At 39.0% G+C, this 17,623-nt stretch carries 12 protein-coding genes; 5 read left to right on the top strand and 7 right to left on the bottom strand.

The features are described from left to right. Positions 1–52: 52 nt before the first annotated feature. Positions 53–817, bottom strand: a complete 765-nt coding sequence (locus tag OCV73_RS03485) for an RNA methyltransferase (RefSeq protein WP_147549074.1) — start codon at positions 815–817, stop codon at positions 53–55. A gap of 123 nt (positions 818–940) precedes the next feature. On the opposite strand from OCV73_RS03485, the gene nfo reads away from it, so the two are divergent. From nfo to OCV73_RS03465, 4 genes are all read left to right on the top strand, one after another. Continuing rightward, positions 941–1,774, top strand: a complete 834-nt coding sequence (gene nfo, locus OCV73_RS03480) for a deoxyribonuclease IV (protein WP_147549072.1) — start codon at positions 941–943, stop codon at positions 1,772–1,774. A gap of 11 nt (positions 1,775–1,785) precedes the next feature. After that, on the top strand, positions 1,786–3,105 hold the full coding sequence (locus tag OCV73_RS03475) for an SLC45 family MFS transporter (RefSeq protein WP_147549070.1): 1,320 nt from the start codon (positions 1,786–1,788) through the stop codon (positions 3,103–3,105). 156 nt (positions 3,106–3,261) lie between these two features. After that, positions 3,262–4,299: a threonine aldolase family protein gene (locus OCV73_RS03470; protein ID WP_147549068.1), complete on the top strand. Its 1,038-nt coding sequence runs from the start codon at positions 3,262–3,264 to the stop codon at positions 4,297–4,299. A 104-nt stretch (positions 4,300–4,403) separates the two neighbouring features. After that, entirely contained in the window at positions 4,404–4,724 is a 321-nt protein-coding gene (locus OCV73_RS03465; RefSeq protein WP_147549066.1) for a DMT family transporter, read from the top strand. 608 nt (positions 4,725–5,332) lie between these two features. On the opposite strand, the gene OCV73_RS03460 is transcribed toward OCV73_RS03465, so the two are convergent. The 3 genes from OCV73_RS03460 to OCV73_RS03450 form a co-directional block, all read right to left on the bottom strand. Further along, the gene (locus OCV73_RS03460; RefSeq protein ID WP_147549064.1) at positions 5,333–6,190 is read right to left on the bottom strand and encodes a hypothetical protein; all 858 of its coding nucleotides are present in this window, start codon (positions 6,188–6,190) and stop codon (positions 5,333–5,335) included. 983 nt (positions 6,191–7,173) lie between these two features. Then, a complete protein-coding gene (locus tag OCV73_RS03455) occupies positions 7,174–9,858 on the bottom strand; it encodes a 4-alpha-glucanotransferase (protein ID WP_147549062.1) in 2,685 nt (894 codons plus the stop codon). Between the two features lie 180 nt (positions 9,859–10,038). Beyond that, complete coding sequence (locus tag OCV73_RS03450) at positions 10,039–12,564, bottom strand: adenosylcobalamin-dependent ribonucleoside-diphosphate reductase (protein WP_147549060.1); 2,526 nt, start codon at positions 12,562–12,564, stop codon at positions 10,039–10,041. Between the two features lie 375 nt (positions 12,565–12,939). Between OCV73_RS03450 and OCV73_RS03445 the strand changes: the two genes are divergently transcribed. After that, positions 12,940–13,683, top strand: coding sequence for a nitroreductase family protein (locus tag OCV73_RS03445; RefSeq protein ID WP_147549058.1), 744 nt, complete (start codon positions 12,940–12,942; stop codon positions 13,681–13,683). A gap of 59 nt (positions 13,684–13,742) precedes the next feature. Here OCV73_RS03445 and dnaA read toward each other — a convergent pair whose 3' ends face one another. The 3 genes from dnaA to OCV73_RS03430 all read right to left on the bottom strand — a co-directional run bounded on the left by dnaA (position 13,743) and on the right by OCV73_RS03430 (position 17,605). After that, entirely contained in the window at positions 13,743–15,152 is a 1,410-nt protein-coding gene (gene dnaA / locus OCV73_RS03440) for a chromosomal replication initiator protein DnaA (protein WP_147549056.1), read from the bottom strand. Positions 15,153–15,493: 341 nt separating this feature from the next. After that, positions 15,494–16,387 (bottom strand): MlaD family protein, encoded by an 894-nt coding sequence (locus OCV73_RS03435; protein ID WP_147549054.1) that lies wholly within the window; start codon positions 16,385–16,387, stop codon positions 15,494–15,496. A 45-nt stretch (positions 16,388–16,432) separates the two neighbouring features. Then, positions 16,433–17,605, bottom strand: a complete 1,173-nt coding sequence (locus OCV73_RS03430) for an N-acetylmuramoyl-L-alanine amidase family protein (RefSeq protein WP_147549052.1) — start codon at positions 17,603–17,605, stop codon at positions 16,433–16,435. Between the last annotated feature and the right edge of the window lie 18 nt (positions 17,606–17,623).

The following is a 17,623-nucleotide window of genomic DNA, read 5'->3' as shown; positions in this document are numbered from 1 at the left end:
ATAGCATATCTTTTTAAAACAGATAGTATGGGGTTCTAATTAACCCCGAAACTTATTTTCCTCCTGTTTGCCTTCTGCGAAATTCGGCACATGTAATAGCTGTAGCCACCGCCACATTAAGAGATTCGGAAGTTTTTCCTCCGGGAGGAAAACAAGGTAAGTACAAGCGGTCTCCGATATACGGTTCCAAGTAAGGAGAAATTCCGTTACCTTCATTGCCCATAATGATTATACCTGTATCTGTAAGTTGTTTTTCATATATATTTTCCCCATCCAAAAACGTACCATATATATGAACGCCTTTCATGGAATCAAAAAAATCTTTTAGATCGGTATAATGTACCCTTACCCGGGTAATAGCTCCCATAGTAGCTTGTACGGTTTTCGGATTATATACATCGGCACATCCGGGAGAACAAATAATATCGCCGATACCATACCAATCTGCCATCCGGACAATTGTCCCCAGATTACCCGGATCCTGGACAGTATCCAAAGCGAGAACAAGTTGTTTTTTCAACTTGTCACAATCAAGCTTATATTGAGGAATACGATATACAGCCAGAACATCCTGGGGAGATTTCAATAAAGAGGCCCGGCCCATCTCCTCCGATGAAACTTCAATAACCTCTCCGGAAATACCGGGAACCTCATGAGAAGAAAGCCATTCTTTCGTAGCGATTAATAAACAACAAGAAAAATATCCGATAGTATCTTCTATCAGCTTATTGCCTTCGGCCAAAAAGCATCCCGAAGTATTGCGGCACTTTTTCTGTTCCAGCGACTGGATGAATCTTATCGTATTTTTTGTCAGCATATTTTCATTCTATATATCTGGTAAACAAAGATACATCATTTTTTACTTCTTAGTTTAATAAATCATATCAAAATACCACAAAGAATTTTTTTTCTTTAGTTTTGCAAATAAAAACAATAGACTATGAAGTATATAGGAGCGCATGTAAGTGCATCGGGCGGTGTGGAAAACGCCCCGTTAAACGCACATACCATCGGGGCTACGGCATTTGCCCTGTTCACAAAGAACCAGCGTCAATGGAAATCTTCCCCGCTGTCCGGAAAAAGTATCAACGCTTTTAAAGAAGCCTGTATAAAATACGGTTATTCTCCCGAACAAATATTGCCTCATGATAGTTATCTTATCAATCTCGGACATCCCGAGCCCGAAGCTTTGAATAAATCCCGGGAAGCTTTTCTGGACGAAATGCAGCGATGTGAACAATTAGGACTTACACTCCTCAATTTCCATCCCGGCAGTCACCTGAAAGCTATCGGTGTCGAAGAGTGCCTAAATAATGTGGCCGAATCGATTAATATGGCCCTGGAACAGACTAATGGAGTAACCGCTGTAATTGAAAATACGGCGGGGCAAGGAAGTAATGTAGGTTTCGAATTTGAACATCTGGCCTATATTATTTCACGGGTAAAGGACAAAGACCGGGTAGGAGTTTGCATAGATACATGCCATGCCTTTGCCGGCGGATATGACCTGGTAAATAACTTCGATAACGTATGGAAACAGTTCGAAAAAACTATAGGATTCCGGTTTCTTAAAGGAATGCACCTGAACGATGCCAAAAAGGAAGTGAACTCCCGTGTAGACCGCCACGAAAGTCTGGGAAAAGGAACCATAGGAGCTTTAGTTTTCGAACGCATTATAAAAGACGGACGTTTCGATGGCATACCGCTTATACTGGAAACTCCCGATGAAAGTATATGGGAACAGGAAATTTCCTGGCTGAAAAGTTTTGTATAAACATCTTATATATGAAAATAAAACCTGATTTAAGTTTCTGGAAATTATGGAATATTAGTTTCGGTTTTTTTGGTGTACAGATAGCTTATGCTCTTCAAAGCGCAAATATCAGCCGTATATTCGCCACACTGGGAGCAGACCCTCATAACCTAAGTTATTTCTGGATATTGCCTCCTCTGGCCGGAATTATCATCCAGCCAATCGTAGGTTACGCAAGCGACCGTACCTGGACTCGTTTCGGACGGCGTATCCCTTATTTGTTCATCGGTTCTCTGGCCGCCGTATTAGTTATGTGCCTTTTACCGAATGCAGGAAGTTTTGCCCACATTATCAATGCCATGCTATTCGGGCTCATAGCTCTGATGTTCCTCGATACCTCTATCAATATGGCCATGCAACCTTTTAAAATGCTGGTAGGTGATCTGGTAAACGAGAAACAGAAAGGACTCGCCTATTCCATTCAAAGTTTCTTAAGTAATGCAGGAAGCCTTATAGGATATTTATTTCCGTTCATACTCACATTCTTCCACGTCAGTAATACCGCACCGACGGGTATTATTCCCGACTCGGTAATTTATTCGTTTTATGCCGGAGCCGCCATCCTCATGCTTTGCGTATTATTTACCAGTTTAAAGGTAAAAGAAATGCCCCCGAAAGAATATGATGAGTTTCATGGTATAACGGCTGCCGAGAAAAAAGAAAAAAGCGACTTTATCTCTTTGCTGAAACACGCACCTAAAGTATTCTGGACCGTCGGGCTCGTACAATTCTTCAGCTGGGCCGCATTCATGTATATGTGGACTTATACAAACGGCGCCATTGCCGATACAGTATGGAATACGACCGATACATCATCGGAAGGATATCAGGCTGCCGGTAACTGGGTGGGAGTCCTGTTTGCCGTACAGGCAATCGGTTCTATCTGCTGGTCGGCCGTTCTGCCACTTTTCCGTTCTATAAAAACAGCCTATTCGTTAAGTCTGTTATTGGGGGGCATAGGATTCATATCAACTTTGTTCATGCATAATCCTTACACCTTATTTATATCTTTTATCCTGATAGGTTTTGCATGGGCTGCCATCCTGGCTATGCCTTTTACAATAATAACCAATTCTATCTCAGGGAAAAATATGGGAGCATATCTGGGTTTATTCAACGGAACGATTTGTGTTCCCCAAATCGTAGCTGCTGCCATAGGAGGCATTTTATTACGGAATTTGGCGGGAGGACATCAAATAACCATGCTGCTACTGGCAGGAATATTTTTGCTCATCGCAGCAGCCTGCGTCGGTTTAATAAAAGAAACATACGCTGAACAATCTCCGAGATAGAAATCATAAAAAGTGAATATTCTATCTTACATGAAAAAGATTATACTCCTTTATCTTCGGTGTAAAAAGAGATTGACAATGGAGTCAATCTCTTTTTATTATTTTCAGAAATATATTCACACGTATATTCTATCTTTGCATTCAAAAAATATACTCATGAGAAGTTTCGCCAGCGATAATAATTCCGGAATTCATCCTTCAGTCATAAAAGCAATAAAAGATGCCAATACCGGCCATGCCATAGCCTACGGAGATGACCCCTGGACAGAAAAAGCTATAAGCCTAATTAAAGAAACATTCGGAGAAAAAGCCGATCCTTATTTTGTTTTTAACGGGACAGGAGCCAATACGGTAGCTTTACGCGCCTGCACTCATAGCTTTAATTCGATCATTGCAGCCGAATCGGCCCATATCGTTGTAGATGAATGTGGCGCTCCGGTATTTCAAACAGGTTGCCAAATTGCTACTATTCCTACAGGTGACGGCAAACTCACGCCACAGCTAATCATCCCTAAATTAACTAATTTCGGGGAAGTACACCACTCCCAGCCAAAGGTCGTTTATATTTCACAATGCAGTGAATTGGGAACCGTATATACCCCCGATGAAGTAAAAGCCTTATCACAATTATTACATAAATACGATATGTATTTGCATATGGACGGTGCCAGATTAGCGAATGCCTGTGCATCTTTAAATACTTCCATGAAAGAATTAACGATTGACTGCGGAGTCGATATACTTAGTTTCGGCGGAACAAAAAACGGGATGATGACAGGTGAAGCCGTTATCAGTTTTTGCCCAGAACTATCTCATAATCTGCAATATTACCGGAAACAGTCGGCACAACTTTGTTCCAAAATGAGATATTTGTCCTGCCAATATATCCCATACCTGGAAACCGGACTTTGGAAAGAAAATGCAATCCATGCCAACCGAATGGCACAATTGCTCAGAGAAGGACTCAAAAATACGGGAATAGTAAAATTTACACAACCGACCGATGCCAATATTATCCTCGTTTCAATGCCCCGCCAGATTATAGATAAGCTACAACAAAAATACTTTTTTTATATTTGGAACGAACAGAACAACGAAGCCCGGTTCGTAACCTCTTTCGATACGACAGAAAAAGATATCTGTTTATTCTTAAAAGACTTTGAAGAAATAGTAAAAGAAATAATGGAAAAATAAAACGGTTTCTGTGTTGCCTGATGTTATCCTTATTATAGGACAAGAAACCTGCTTTTATAGATAGAAATGTATAACTTTACAGCAAAATTATTTATTCATAATTTATGGCATGGTTACTGTTGATTCTGGCAGGAATATTTGAACTGGGATGGCCGTTAGGCTTCAAACTTGCGAGCACCTATCCTAAACATTTTTACCTGTATATTACACTTTCTGTCATTTCAATGGCATTAAGCGGGTTCGGATTATATCTGGCCCAAAAAAGTATTCCTATCAGTACCGCATATATCGTGTGGACAGGTATAGGATCTTTAGGTACATTTATCATCGGCATATTATTCTTTCACGATTCTGCCAGTATTCTCAGATTATCATTCGCAACACTCATACTTATAGGTATCGTAGGATTAAAGATATTTCATTAACGGATAAATATTTGCTTGTAATAACTTTCCGTTTATAATCAATTAATACTATATACAAAAATGGAGTGTTTCTCATCATTCATAAGCCTATCGTGATTGTCCCGTTAACAACACTTTTTTCCTTTATCATTCAATTTTATCTTTTACAAATATGTAATATGATGAAAGTATACATTTATGGAATAGCAACAAAGGAAACCATTACAGGTAATTCCGGATTTGTCACAGGTAACTTATCTTCTCCGGGAAAGAATAATTCAATGGGCAATGGAGTTTAAGTAAAAGAAAGTCATACAATCGGAAGTAGTTCTATTGCTTCGACAGATAATAAAACAGATTGGGAAATCAAAATAATATATCAGTTATTGAAGGTCAGGTGGATTTTACATCCTTTTCAAATGAAAAAATATAACAGATATAACTCCGATCGAAAAATCACGGCGATTGATCAGTTCCAATGAACCGATCCCATAGTCAAAGAATCAGAAAGAAGATTATTTAACTAAAAATAAAGAGATTAGTAAGATTAAAGTTTCATTCTTTTCTTAATGGCAGCCATTAAGAAACCCAATAAAAAAATAAATGTCAGAAAATGAATTATAATTCTATCACAAATATGGATTTTCTAATTCCTGAATTTCCTTGAAATGAATCTGATTTCTATGTTCATGCTCCAATACATGCAGAGAATACATGTGTTTAATCCATTTTGCATGTTTAAATATCCGCTGACTTTCAAGAAAAGCATATTTTTCAATAATCATTTTACTATGATTTTTGTTAAATTCATTTATAGCTAAAAGTTCACCACATAAGCTATTATGTTCTTCCTTATGAATATCGTCAACATATAGGTATACAATATCTAAATACTTGGAAGCCTCGCCATCAAAAACTGTCAGTGCATCAACAGTCGATGAGTAATAATCCACATCAATACTTACAAAACCGATAGGAGATTGAGGCGGAAGATTTTCAAGAAATTGTTTGATATTGCTTTTAATATTTCCTTGTATTATAGTGACATTACTGTTCAAATGTTTCTTCAACACGTCGTAATTCATTTTATAATCACCTTCCTTATATAAATCGGGATGGTCTCTGTAATCTTTATGAGGCGGCATTCCCGTTATATTATCAAATCCATAGATATCAAATTTCACACCTGTCATTTTTTGAATATTAGAGGCTATCCGTTGAATATTCATAATCCCAGCACCTGATGCAACACCAAATTCAATCACAGTTACGGAACGAAATCCTAATTTTAAAGCCCTGTCAGCTGCCTGTAATAATCCATAAGCATGTTGTTGTCTGATAATTAAATCGAAGTCTATTTTGGAACGATAACTCCCAAATAACCAAACAAAAAAAGAGATCAAATTTAAATGTAGCGGCTCGGTAAAACGTTCTACAAATATGCGTTTCCAAATATACTTATATTTTATTTTCTTTATAATAGTCATATTGAATACTGTTGGTTGTTACTCTCCAATTTTCAAACAAGTAAGTTAAAAAAGGTTACTAATAATTGGACAAATGTATGTATTATTTTAAAATTTTAGGCCGGATTTTTCGTTTACTACAATTAAACAACGTTAATTTATACATATACATAAATATTGCTCGTATTTTTATACTACATAACTAACTATAATGCATATAGATATTATGATTTAATCTATTATCCGGTTTGGCAAGAAAATATAACATATTATAAACTTACATTGATCATCGGGAGAAAACTTATACCGGGGACAATGTTAATGTAATGATCCCTTATGATCAGTATACAAATGTGCAAAAAACAAATACTAATGCAATGGTACAGACGAAAATAAACATGGTAATAAGAAGAATAAAAGAAACCCGAGAAGAGGTTATAAAACCAAAATTCCTGTCATTACAACGATAAAAAGAAAAGATAAATCAGTGGTAAAGAAAACTGTATCAACACCTTCGGAATTTTTAACTTCTATATAATCTATACTGTTAAAAAGGCTGCCAGTATACTAACAGTTGAATGCGTTGCTTATAAGGCATCGATAAATAATGCCGTCATTTTGTTAAATAATAAAATCAAAATACTTGAAATCCATAAAGAGATTATTTCCCGCTGCGATCCGTACTTTTCTGGCTGCGTAAAAAAGCTGCTGCACTCCAATATAATATTCCACTCTAATCCATTACTCCCCAGGCATTCTCAACACCGCCTTTAAATATATTCGTTGGCATTGTATTCTATCTTATTCCACATCAAAGCTTACCTGATCGTTCCTGTCAAGAAGCTGCACCTGTTGGGAATTGTAACTTTGATTTAGTTTTTAACCTATTCCTGAAGTTACCATAACTTAGGAGTATATCAAAGGCTTGAAAAGAATCTGAGCTGTTCACCCAAAAAAAGGGTATATTTAAAAACACACCCTCTTTTTAGTAATAATCTGCCGGATTAACGTCCGCTCTCACCTATCATACGGCGAATCCGACGGTTAAAATCTTCTTGTTCAAGCAACTCCTCCAAGGTTAAATGCATACGGTACCGCCAGTAATGACGAGAATTCGCAGGTACGTTTATACGCTCTTCCTGAGGATTTTCACGCCTCAGTTTACCATCCATGGACAACCAGTCCTGTAAAGGTAATATGGCCAGCATAGAAGGCGAATTAAGATGCATATAAATTATTTTTTCACAAACCCAGGGTTCACAATAGAACGGAGCCTGACCGCCTTCATGCAGCACCTGATTATAAAAACGCTGCGTCTTACTTCTATCTTCTTCCCACCAGGCCCTAATAGGAGACATATCATGAGTAGATGTCGTACATACCGACAAATAAGGATAATGCCAGATATCGCCGAACTCATATTCAGGGTATTTAGGCATACGCTGTATTTCAAGGGATAATATCTGTAATGTTTTCATGACTTCCGGAACACAATGAGGTATCATTCCCAAATCTTCTCCGCAAACCAGCATACGGGTCGACGAAATAAGAGGAGGTAATTTTCTCATAGCTTCCTGTTTCCAGAACTCATTGTGACGATGATAGAAAAAATCATTATACATTTTGTCATAAGCCCAACGCTCACCATCGGACAAAGCACGATAGCTATAGGTGTATTGTGCCGATATACGAGGATGGTAATACCCCTGCTTTACGGGATCTTCAACGAATAACACCTCGTCCAGTAATCCTAACAAACCGTTCTTTATCCTCAAGCTCTTTTCATCTTCTTTACCGGAAAATAATTCCACCACCTTTCGCTGTGTATCTACTTCATTTCTAAAGACCTTACGGCCGTATCCTTTGTCCTCCAGATAAGAAGAAATCACTTCACCGGTATATTCTCCGAAAAAATCCCCCAAAAAATAATCATAGATATAAGGCGTAGCATGGCGCTCCTTATGGAATTCAAATCCATAATTCTGCAGGTCGGAGGGGGTAAAAGGCAACGCGGGGTTAAAATGCCCCAACAAACCTTGTACCGCATCGCAAGGTATTTCCCATATCCTGAAGAATCCCAAAATATGGTCGATACGGTATGCATCGAAATATTCCGCCATTTTTCGGAATCTTGCTTTCCACCATTCATATCCGTCCCGTGCCATCTCCTCCCAATTATAGGTTGGAAATCCCCAGTTCTGGCCTGATACCGAAAAATCATCCGGAGGCGCACCGGCCTGTGAATCCAAATGAAACAAGCGGGGGTTCACCCAGGCGTCCACACTCGTGCGGCTAATGCCGATAGGTATATCCCCTTTCAGCACCACTCCTTCCTGACGGGCATAATTCCGTACTTCGGACATTTGTAAGTGTAAATGGTATTGAATAAAATATACTAAAGATACTTCTTTATAATACGGACTATTGGATGCTGTGTACGATATAATTTTACTTTCTTCATAAACAGCATATTCGCCCCAGCAACTGAAATCACTGGTACCGAATCTGTCCCGTAAACTACAGAACGCCGCATAAGGAACCAGCCAGGAACGGTTTCGTTTAAAAAAATCCCGGAAAGACGGCTGAGCCAAAGTATATTCTCCTATCTCGACGAATATATCCTTTAAATATTCCGACTTGGCACGATTTACCCGTTCGTAGTCTATTTCTTCTAAGGAATTCAGCTCTTTGCCGAGTTTCTCGTAACGGATCATTTTCGCTTTATCGGAAAGCAATCCGACAGCTTGCAAATGTATATATTGCGGGTGTAAAGCAAAAGTAGAGTTGGCATTATAAGGGTAGGAATCCTGCCATGTCCCTGCCATGGTTGTATCGTTTATAGGAAGTATCTGGACGAACTTCTGTCCGGTCTCCACGGCCCAGTCTACCAATTTCATCAGATCTCTGAACTCTCCTACTCCGAAACTATCGTCAGAACGTAAAGAAAAGACCGGAATTGCCACACCAGCTCCTTTCCAAGGCCTGGAAGGATTGACAAAGCGCAATCCCGAAAGTATAAGGTTCTCCTTTTCTCCCGGAGGCAACAAATTGAAATAACGGTTATCTCCGGCTTCCCAGGCAACCATATCCCGCGAACTTTTTTTCAGGATAACGAACTTATATTCGAAAGGATAGGAAAGATTCGACGCGTCTAAAACAATACTCCATTCAGGAAAATCCTTATCATTCAACAATAACGCATCAGAAATATTCCAGTTTCCCAAAGTTTTCAGGTTTCCGGTAATCGCCAGGACTTCATCGGCCTGAATCATAGGAGCTGCTACACGAAGGGTAATTGTCCCACGACAGGATTTAACCGCCTTTTTATCGGCAAACTCTCTCAAAAAGATACCATCGGTAAATGCGGATGAATAAAAAGACTTATTATATGGCATGGACGACCACGAATCATAAACATGACTGACCTCCACGCCCGGTTCGGGCATATAAGTGCGGGAAGACCCCCACTCTGTCTGACTTACATATCCGTTATGTTTTACCAGATAACGATAACGAAACGATCCCTGGTTATCCGGAATATCCAGAATATACGACCAATGTCCTTCTCCTTCACAGGTCATCTCGACGGCACTCTCGGCAGAGCTGCTTCCCAACCCGGGTATATCCCCCGAAATGCAAAGCGTTTCTCCCCATACAGTCCTGTATTCGATATTGAAAATTATTCTCATATACTATTCGTTTTTTACTATATTGACAAGGCACTCATGTGCATATAAAAATACAACATCCGGGCATAAAACACAACTTAAAAAACATTATAATTCATACGACCGGAGAAAATACAATAAAATAACAAGAGCGGGTACCATAAGGTTCCGCTCTTGTTACTCAATATCCGGGTATATTTATTATCCGCATTTGGAAGTCCCGCATGAAGTGCATATAAGACAACCTTCCTGATAAACGAGTGTTTCCTGTCCGCAATGAGGACATGTCTGACCGTTCGCCTTAGTCCCGTTCGGCAAATATTTTTTCAAGGCACGCTCTACACCGTTTTTCCAGCTATTAATAGACTGGCTGTCGAGTTCCAGACTGGAAATTAATTTGAGAACCTGGTCGATAGGCATACCGTATCTCAACACTCCAGAAATCAATTTGGCATAGTTCCAGTACTCGGGATTGAACTTATCGGACAGCCCTTCAATCGTTGTTTTATATCCTCTCTTATTAATAAACTGAAAGTCATAACGTTTTGTACCATCCTCGTCTACAGCTTTGATGATCTTTCCCTTCACCACATTCTTAGGACAAAATATACCATCCTCGTCATCGGCAAGTCCGGTAAATATTTCATAAGGTTTGTTATCTTTCAACCCCACGAAAGCGATCCACTTTTCTTTATTATTCTGGAAACGTACGACATCTGCTTCCAGCTCAATAGGACGTTTGATCTCTTCGGGAGCAACGACCGGTTTCTTTTCTTCTTTCTTTGCTGCAATAAGCACACCGGAACGGGAACCGTCACGGTATACCGTACATCCTTTACATCCCGATTTCCAGGCTTCCACATAAAGATTACCGACCAATTCTTCGGTCACATCGGCAGGTAAGTTAATCGTTACACTAATAGAGTGGTCGACCCATTTTTGTACCCGTCCCTGCATACGGACTTTCTGCATCCAGTCCACATCATTGGAGGTTGCTTTATAATAAGGAGACTTCTCCACCAGTTTATCAATTTCTTCCTGGCTGTAATCAGAACGTACTTCTATTCCGGCATTTTCCATCCAGGTAACGAATTTATGGTGATATACCACATATTCTTCATAGGCATCTCCCGACTCGTCCACAAAATCGATGCGAACCTGAGGATCATTCGGATTCACTTTACGGCGGCGGCGATATACCGGCATAAATACCGGCTCTATACCGGAAGTTGTTTGTGTCATCAAGCTGGTTGTTCCCGTTGGCGCAATTGTCAGACAAGCAATGTTACGGCGTCCATATTTTACCATATCCTCATATAAATCAGGATCGGCTTCGCGTAAACGGGATATAAAGGGATTATTTTCTTCCCTTTTTGCATCATATATTTCGAATGAGCCACGTTCACGAGCCATATCTACAGAAGAACGGTAGGCGGCCAATGCCAATATTTTATGTACCTTTTCCGAGAAATCGGTTGCCTCTTCGGTACCATACCGCAATCCCAATGCGGCTATCATATCTCCCTCGGCTGTTGTTCCTACCCCGGTCCTGCGTCCTTTGAGCGTCTTTGTACGTATCTTATTCCACAAGTGAAGTTCTGTTTCTTTCACTTCGGCAGTCTCCGGATCCGATGCTATTTTGGCGATAATTTTATCTATCTTTTCCATTTCAAGATCGATAATATCGTCCATGATACGCTGAGCCAGAGCAATATGTTTCTTGAAAAGCTCGAAATCGAAATAGGCTTCCGGTGTAAACGGATTAACTACATAAGCATATAGGTTCACAGCCAGTAACCGGCAACTGTCATAAGGGCACAAAGGTATTTCTCCACAGGGATTGGTCGAAACAGTCTTGAATCCTAAATCGGCATAACAGTCGGGAACAGATTCCCGGGTTATCGTATCCCAGAAAAGTACGCCCGGTTCTGCAGACTTCCAGGCATTATGTACTATCTTTTTCCAGATAGCCTGGGCATCTACAGTTTTCGTCGTTCCCGGTTCTTTCGCATCTATAGGATATTGTTGTGTATAAGGCTCTCCTGCTATCGCAGCTTTCATGAAATCATCATGTATCTTTACGGAAACATTTGCACCCGTTACTTTTCCCTCGGTCATCTTAGCATCGATAAAAGCCTCCGAATCAGGGTGTTTTATAGATACAGAAAGCATCAATGCCCCCCGGCGCCCATCCTGAGCCACCTCACGGGTAGAATTGGAATAACGCTCCATAAAAGGAACCAAACCGGTAGAGGTCAATGCAGAATTTTTCACCGGAGTGCCTTTAGGACGAATATGTGAAAGATCATGACCTACACCTCCCCGACGCTTCATCAGTTGTACCTGTTCTTCGTCTATTTTAATAATCCCGCCGTACGAGTCAGGAGCCCCGTCCAACCCTATTACAAAACAATTGGATAAGGACCCTACCTGATAATTATTACCTATACCGCTCATCGGACTACCCTGAGGCACGATATATTTAAACCGGGCCATAAGATCAAACAACTCCTGAGCCGATAACGGATTCGGATATTTGCTCTCCATACGAGCTACTTCACTGGCTAAACGCCAATGCATGTCATCGGGTGTTTTTTCGTAGATATTTCCATACGAATCTTTAAGAGCGTACTTATTTACCCATACACGAGCAGCCAGCTCGTCGCCCTTAAAATACTCCAATGAAGCGGCCAATGCTTCATCGTAAGTGTAAACTGTAGATTTCACTTTTAAAAAAATTTAAGTACTATACTCATCAAAACAGACGAAAATTCCGAATAGATTTTTGATATAAGATTTACAATGCAAGTTTATATAAAACATTTTATTTACACAAATATATCATTCATTATTTTAATCAAAAAAGAAAGTTTCCCAAAAACGCCAAACCACATCCTGATTATCAGTATATTAAATTAAATATACATCAAAAAAGTTTCCCAAAATATTTTTTTCAATAACCATACAAACAACATAATTTATTATACGAATGATTTTCAGACGTAAGCGATTTACAAAAAAAATATTTGATATTCTTCTTTTCTCTTTTAATTCGTTCATATAATCATTACTTTTGTATCAATCATTCTTAATTAACAAGTTATGTTAGACACTTTAAAAAACAGAAGAACAATACGCAAATACAGCAATAGAGACATCAGTGACGAATTACTGAACGAACTTCTTGAAATCTCCTTCAGAGCTCCTACTACGGGAAATATGCAGGTATATAGCGTCGTAATAACACGAGATACCGATAACAAGAAAAAACTGGCACCAGCTCATTTTAATCAACCTACTGTCACACAAGCACCTGTAGTTCTTACTTTTTGTGCAGATTTCAACCGTTTTATAAAATGGTGTAGATACAGGAATGCTAATCCCGGATATGAAAATTTCCAGTCATTTGTAACGGCCGCTTTAGATGCAGTCATCGTAACACAACAATTCAATACGGCGGCCGAAGCGGTAGGATTGGGATGTTGTTATCTGGGAACTACGACCTACAACGCACCACAAATCGTGGAAATATTGAACCTCCCCCGGTATGTAATACCTATAACCACTCTTACGGTAGGATACCCGGAAGATATACCGGAACAAACAGAACGTCTGCCTTTAGAAGCTATCGTACATTACGAAACCTACTCAGACTATAGTAAGGATGATATAGACCGCCTTTACCTCGAGAAAGAATCAGATCCGGCAAACAAACAGTATATAATTGAAAATCAAAAAGAAACACTCGCCCAGATTTTCACTGATATACGATATACGAAAGAAAATAACGAAATTTATTCTAAAGTGCTGCTTGACCTCATAAAAAAGCAAGGATTCGAATTCTGAAATATTACATTTATAAAAAAGGAGCTTTATGCAAGCTCCTTTTTTATTTCGCTAATCATCTATTTTTGTAACAGTTCTTCTATTTCACCCAGTGCCGCCTTTAAAGATTTATCCACCGCCATACGCTCTCCGATGGTCTTACAGGCATGTAATACAGTAGCATGGTCGCGTTTTCCTATAACATCTCCAATACAAGCCAATGACAGTTCGGTATATTTTTTAGCCAGAAACATAGATATATGACGAGCTTGCACGATTTCGCTTTTTCTTGACTTAGCCTGCAAAAGACGCGGTTCTATATTAAAATACCCGCAAACCGTATCTTTTATAGACTCAGCAGTTATCTGCTTTTTCTCGATTTTCACGCTATTACTCAGTACCCGGTCGGCCAGATCGATATCGACCTCGCGGTTAAATATAGTAGCATGAGCCATAAGAGAAACTATAATACCTTCCAAGTCACGTACATTATCCGTTACGTTACGTGCAATATAATCAATAACCGGCTCCGGAATGGCCAGACCGTCGTGTACTACCTTATTCATCAGGATATTCCTGCGAAGTTCATAATCCGGACGTTCCACTTTGGCCGTTAATCCCCATTTAAAACGGGTCAGCAAACGAGGCAACATTCCGTCCAGTTCCACAGGGGGACGGTCTGAGGTCAGTACCAACTGTTTCTTATTTTGATGAAGATGATTAAATATATGGAAGAATGTATTTTGTGTACCTTGCTTTCCGGCAAACTCCTGAATATCATCCATCAATAATACATCGATGCTTTGATAGAAATTAATAAAATCGTTTACCGTATTATTACGCACGGCATTGGTATATTGTACCAGAAAAAGATGAGAAGATATATATAATACACGGGCGCGCGGATTGTTTTCTTTTATTTTAATCCCGATAGCCTGTATTAAATGGGTTTTTCCCACCCCCGATTCTCCAAATAAAAACAAAGGGTTAAAAGGTGTATTTCCGGGATCGGAAGCTATAGACTCGGCTGCCGTACGAGCCAGCTTATTACTTTCGCCTGAATAATAACTATCGAACGTATAGACCGGATTTAACTGAGGGTCCAGATCACAATATTCCGGCTGCCGAAAAGGATCGGCAACTGTAACAGAAGGCTGCGCATCAGTTTTTTTTCTCTGTTGCTCAATACGGATCGAATGATTCGTGCTATCCTGAGTTACGGTAGCCTTAGGCTTTTCAATAACCAATGCGGTATATCGAAGCTTTATACCATTGCCAAATACACGACAAAGCGTACTTTTAAGCAATGGTAAATATGCACCTTCCAGTCTCTCGACAAAAAAGTAAGATGGCACCTGAATATTCAATACATTATTATCAAGACTCAATGGTACAATCGGCTTAAACCATTTATCAAAATTAGCCTCTTGCACATTATCTTTTATAATGCTCAAACAGCGGTCCCAAAGTGTGACATAATCTGAACTCATCTCTAAAAATCTTCTATCAAAAAAATTATTCGGAATACAAAATTTCAACTTATTTTTTTCAAAAACAAACGGTTTTTTTTTTGCATTTTACAAAGATATTACAACTGTTTGTTTTACAATTATTTATGTCACTCTTACGAAATTAGATTCAAACAGAATGTTTTTATTCATTACTATGCTATATATCAAATACTTACAAAAAATATAAATTCAATAAGCGACATACATATAACTGGGCACCAAGCATAAAAAGATGTATATTAAAGCTCTTTATCGTCTTTAATAAAAAAAACGCCCCTTGCAAGTTTATTTATACTGATTCTAAATAATAAAATTTATTCTTATTTTCTACCAAATACTGAGAAATGCACATAACGTTTCGGATGTAACCTCAAATCCACCAATAAAGAATCGGCATTTCCTACCGTACTGTTCAAGCGGTCATATAAAGAACGGTCATTGATAAGAAGTCCCACCGTATTGTCCGTAGCCCGTAATTGTCCCGTTATGAACTTAAGGTTTTCTGCCGTTTCATTTACCGAATTCATCGTACTTTTCAGAGGTAACTCCTGTAAATCGCCAGTTAAAGTATTTACATTGGAAGATATTTCCGATACATTTCCTAATATTACGGGAATATCTTTTTTCATCATCCGGGACAATTGTATCGAAGATGATTCCAACTCTGCCGTCATCCGGTCCAAACGGGTAATAGAAGAACCGAGGGCCGGATTTGAAACGATAGCTTGCACGCATACGAGAATACTGTCCAGCTTAGGCAACAAATTAGCGGCCTGGGGTATAATGTCGTTCTGTAATTTCCCCATCAGACCCTGATTTACTTCTCCTTCTAAATAATCCCCTACTTTGTGATATTCACTCACATATTTATTTAATTTCAATACGATAGAAGCCGTACCTAACATATCGACCTCAATAATGGCTTTACTTCCTTCGGGAATTTTCAATTTTTTATCCAGATCAATTTCTACATTGATATTACCGGGTTTTTCATAGTCATATACGATTTCCCGTACCAAACCGACTTTAAATCCGTCGATCAGCACAGGGGTAGAAACCGTAAGACCGGTTACATTATGATATTGTATATTATAATAATTAGTAGGCTTAAGTATATTTACACCTTTAAGATAATTTATCCCGGTCACTAAAATCGCTACACTTACGATAACCGAAAGGGCAATAACCACCTCTTTCGTAAATAGTTTCTTCATTTTTATTTGTTTATATGATCTATCTAAATAAATTCTGCATCCAAATTACTTTACTCTTTTACCATCCTTAAAAGAAACAATAAAAGCATCTTTAAAAGTCTTCTTTATCTTAGAAAATTCCCGTCTTATCTCTGCCTGACTGGTAAATTCTCCATACGTATACTTATAAAGATTATTCTCATAGTAATAATCGATCGATTTGGAAGAGAGACCTTTGAAATGAGAAGAACTCAAAGGTAACTTTTTAGGCGAAGTTAACAGCTGTATCTTATACACTGTTTTCCCGGTATTGTTAACCGCGCTCTTTTGTTCATTGTCCGTTACTTGTTTCTGCGAAACATTCTTATTTTTTTCTTCCGGTAATTCCACTACCTGCTCCACCGGAAGGTTTTCCCGGGTATTCTCCGCTTTAGACCGATTAGAATTTTGTTTTCTGTCGTAGTCGGACTTAAACGCCACAAAAGCGTTATATATAGATTTTGCCATTTTACGCTGGCCTTCTTCCGAAGAAAGAAAATTCTCAACCTTAGGATTACAAATAAAATCAAGCTCAACCAACACCGACGGCATACTGGTTTTAGCCAGCACCCAGAATCCCGCTTGTCTCACACCCTTATCCGCACGTCCGGCAACCGATCTAAATTGACGTTGTATATCAGATGCGAAATTCACGCTTTGTTCCATATGCTTATCCTGCTGAAATTCAAAAATAATATAAGACTCGGACGAATTAGGATCGAAACCTTCATAACGGGTAGAAAAATCTTTTTCCAATAATATAACGGAGTTTTCCCTTTTAGCGACTTCCAGATTCTCCCGGGTACGATGGAGCCCTAACGTATAGGTAGATGCACCGTTCACCGATTTGCGGTTGGGAGATTTACGGTCCACCGAATTGGTATGAATAGAAATGAACAAATCTCCTCCGGCTTTATTCGCTACATCAGCCCGTTCCTGCAAGGTAAGAAATGTATCGTTCTTACGGGTATAGACTACTTTTACACCAGGAATATTCTCTTTCACCATTTTACCCAGCTTAAGAGCAACTCCCAGGTTAATATTCTTTTCTTTAGCGTGAGCCCCTATTGCGCCGGAATCATGTCCTCCATGTCCTGCATCTATTACCAAAACAAAATCTTTGGCATAACCGGCAGGAAATGCACATATCATAATCATGGTCAGGATAGCGACTTTACCTATTATCTTTGTAATATTCATCTCTCAATATACGATACT

Source organism: Barnesiella propionica, assembly GCF_025567045.1.
Lineage (GTDB): Bacteria > Bacteroidota > Bacteroidia > Bacteroidales > Barnesiellaceae > Barnesiella_B > Barnesiella_B propionica.
This window is presented reverse-complemented; position numbering and strand designations above follow the sequence as displayed.

What these genes read in the sequence shown, in the direction of transcription:
- OCV73_RS03485 (WP_147549074.1), bottom strand. Translation starts at nt 817, where the DNA reads ATGCTGACAAAAAATACGATAAGATTCATCCAGTCGCTGGAACAGAAA.
- nfo (WP_147549072.1), top strand. Translation starts at nt 941, where the DNA reads ATGAAGTATATAGGAGCGCATGTAAGTGCATCGGGCGGTGTGGAAAAC.
- OCV73_RS03475 (WP_147549070.1), top strand. Translation starts at nt 1,786, where the DNA reads ATGAAAATAAAACCTGATTTAAGTTTCTGGAAATTATGGAATATTAGT.
- OCV73_RS03470 (WP_147549068.1), top strand. Translation starts at nt 3,262, where the DNA reads ATGAGAAGTTTCGCCAGCGATAATAATTCCGGAATTCATCCTTCAGTC.
- OCV73_RS03465 (WP_147549066.1), top strand. Translation starts at nt 4,404, where the DNA reads ATGGCATGGTTACTGTTGATTCTGGCAGGAATATTTGAACTGGGATGG.
- OCV73_RS03460 (WP_147549064.1), bottom strand. Translation starts at nt 6,190, where the DNA reads ATGACTATTATAAAGAAAATAAAATATAAGTATATTTGGAAACGCATA.
- OCV73_RS03455 (WP_147549062.1), bottom strand. Translation starts at nt 9,858, where the DNA reads ATGAGAATAATTTTCAATATCGAATACAGGACTGTATGGGGAGAAACG.
- OCV73_RS03445 (WP_147549058.1), top strand. Translation starts at nt 12,940, where the DNA reads ATGTTAGACACTTTAAAAAACAGAAGAACAATACGCAAATACAGCAAT.
- dnaA (WP_147549056.1), bottom strand. Translation starts at nt 15,152, where the DNA reads ATGAGTTCAGATTATGTCACACTTTGGGACCGCTGTTTGAGCATTATA.
- OCV73_RS03435 (WP_147549054.1), bottom strand. Translation starts at nt 16,387, where the DNA reads ATGAAGAAACTATTTACGAAAGAGGTGGTTATTGCCCTTTCGGTTATC.
- OCV73_RS03430 (WP_147549052.1), bottom strand. Translation starts at nt 17,605, where the DNA reads ATGAATATTACAAAGATAATAGGTAAAGTCGCTATCCTGACCATGATT.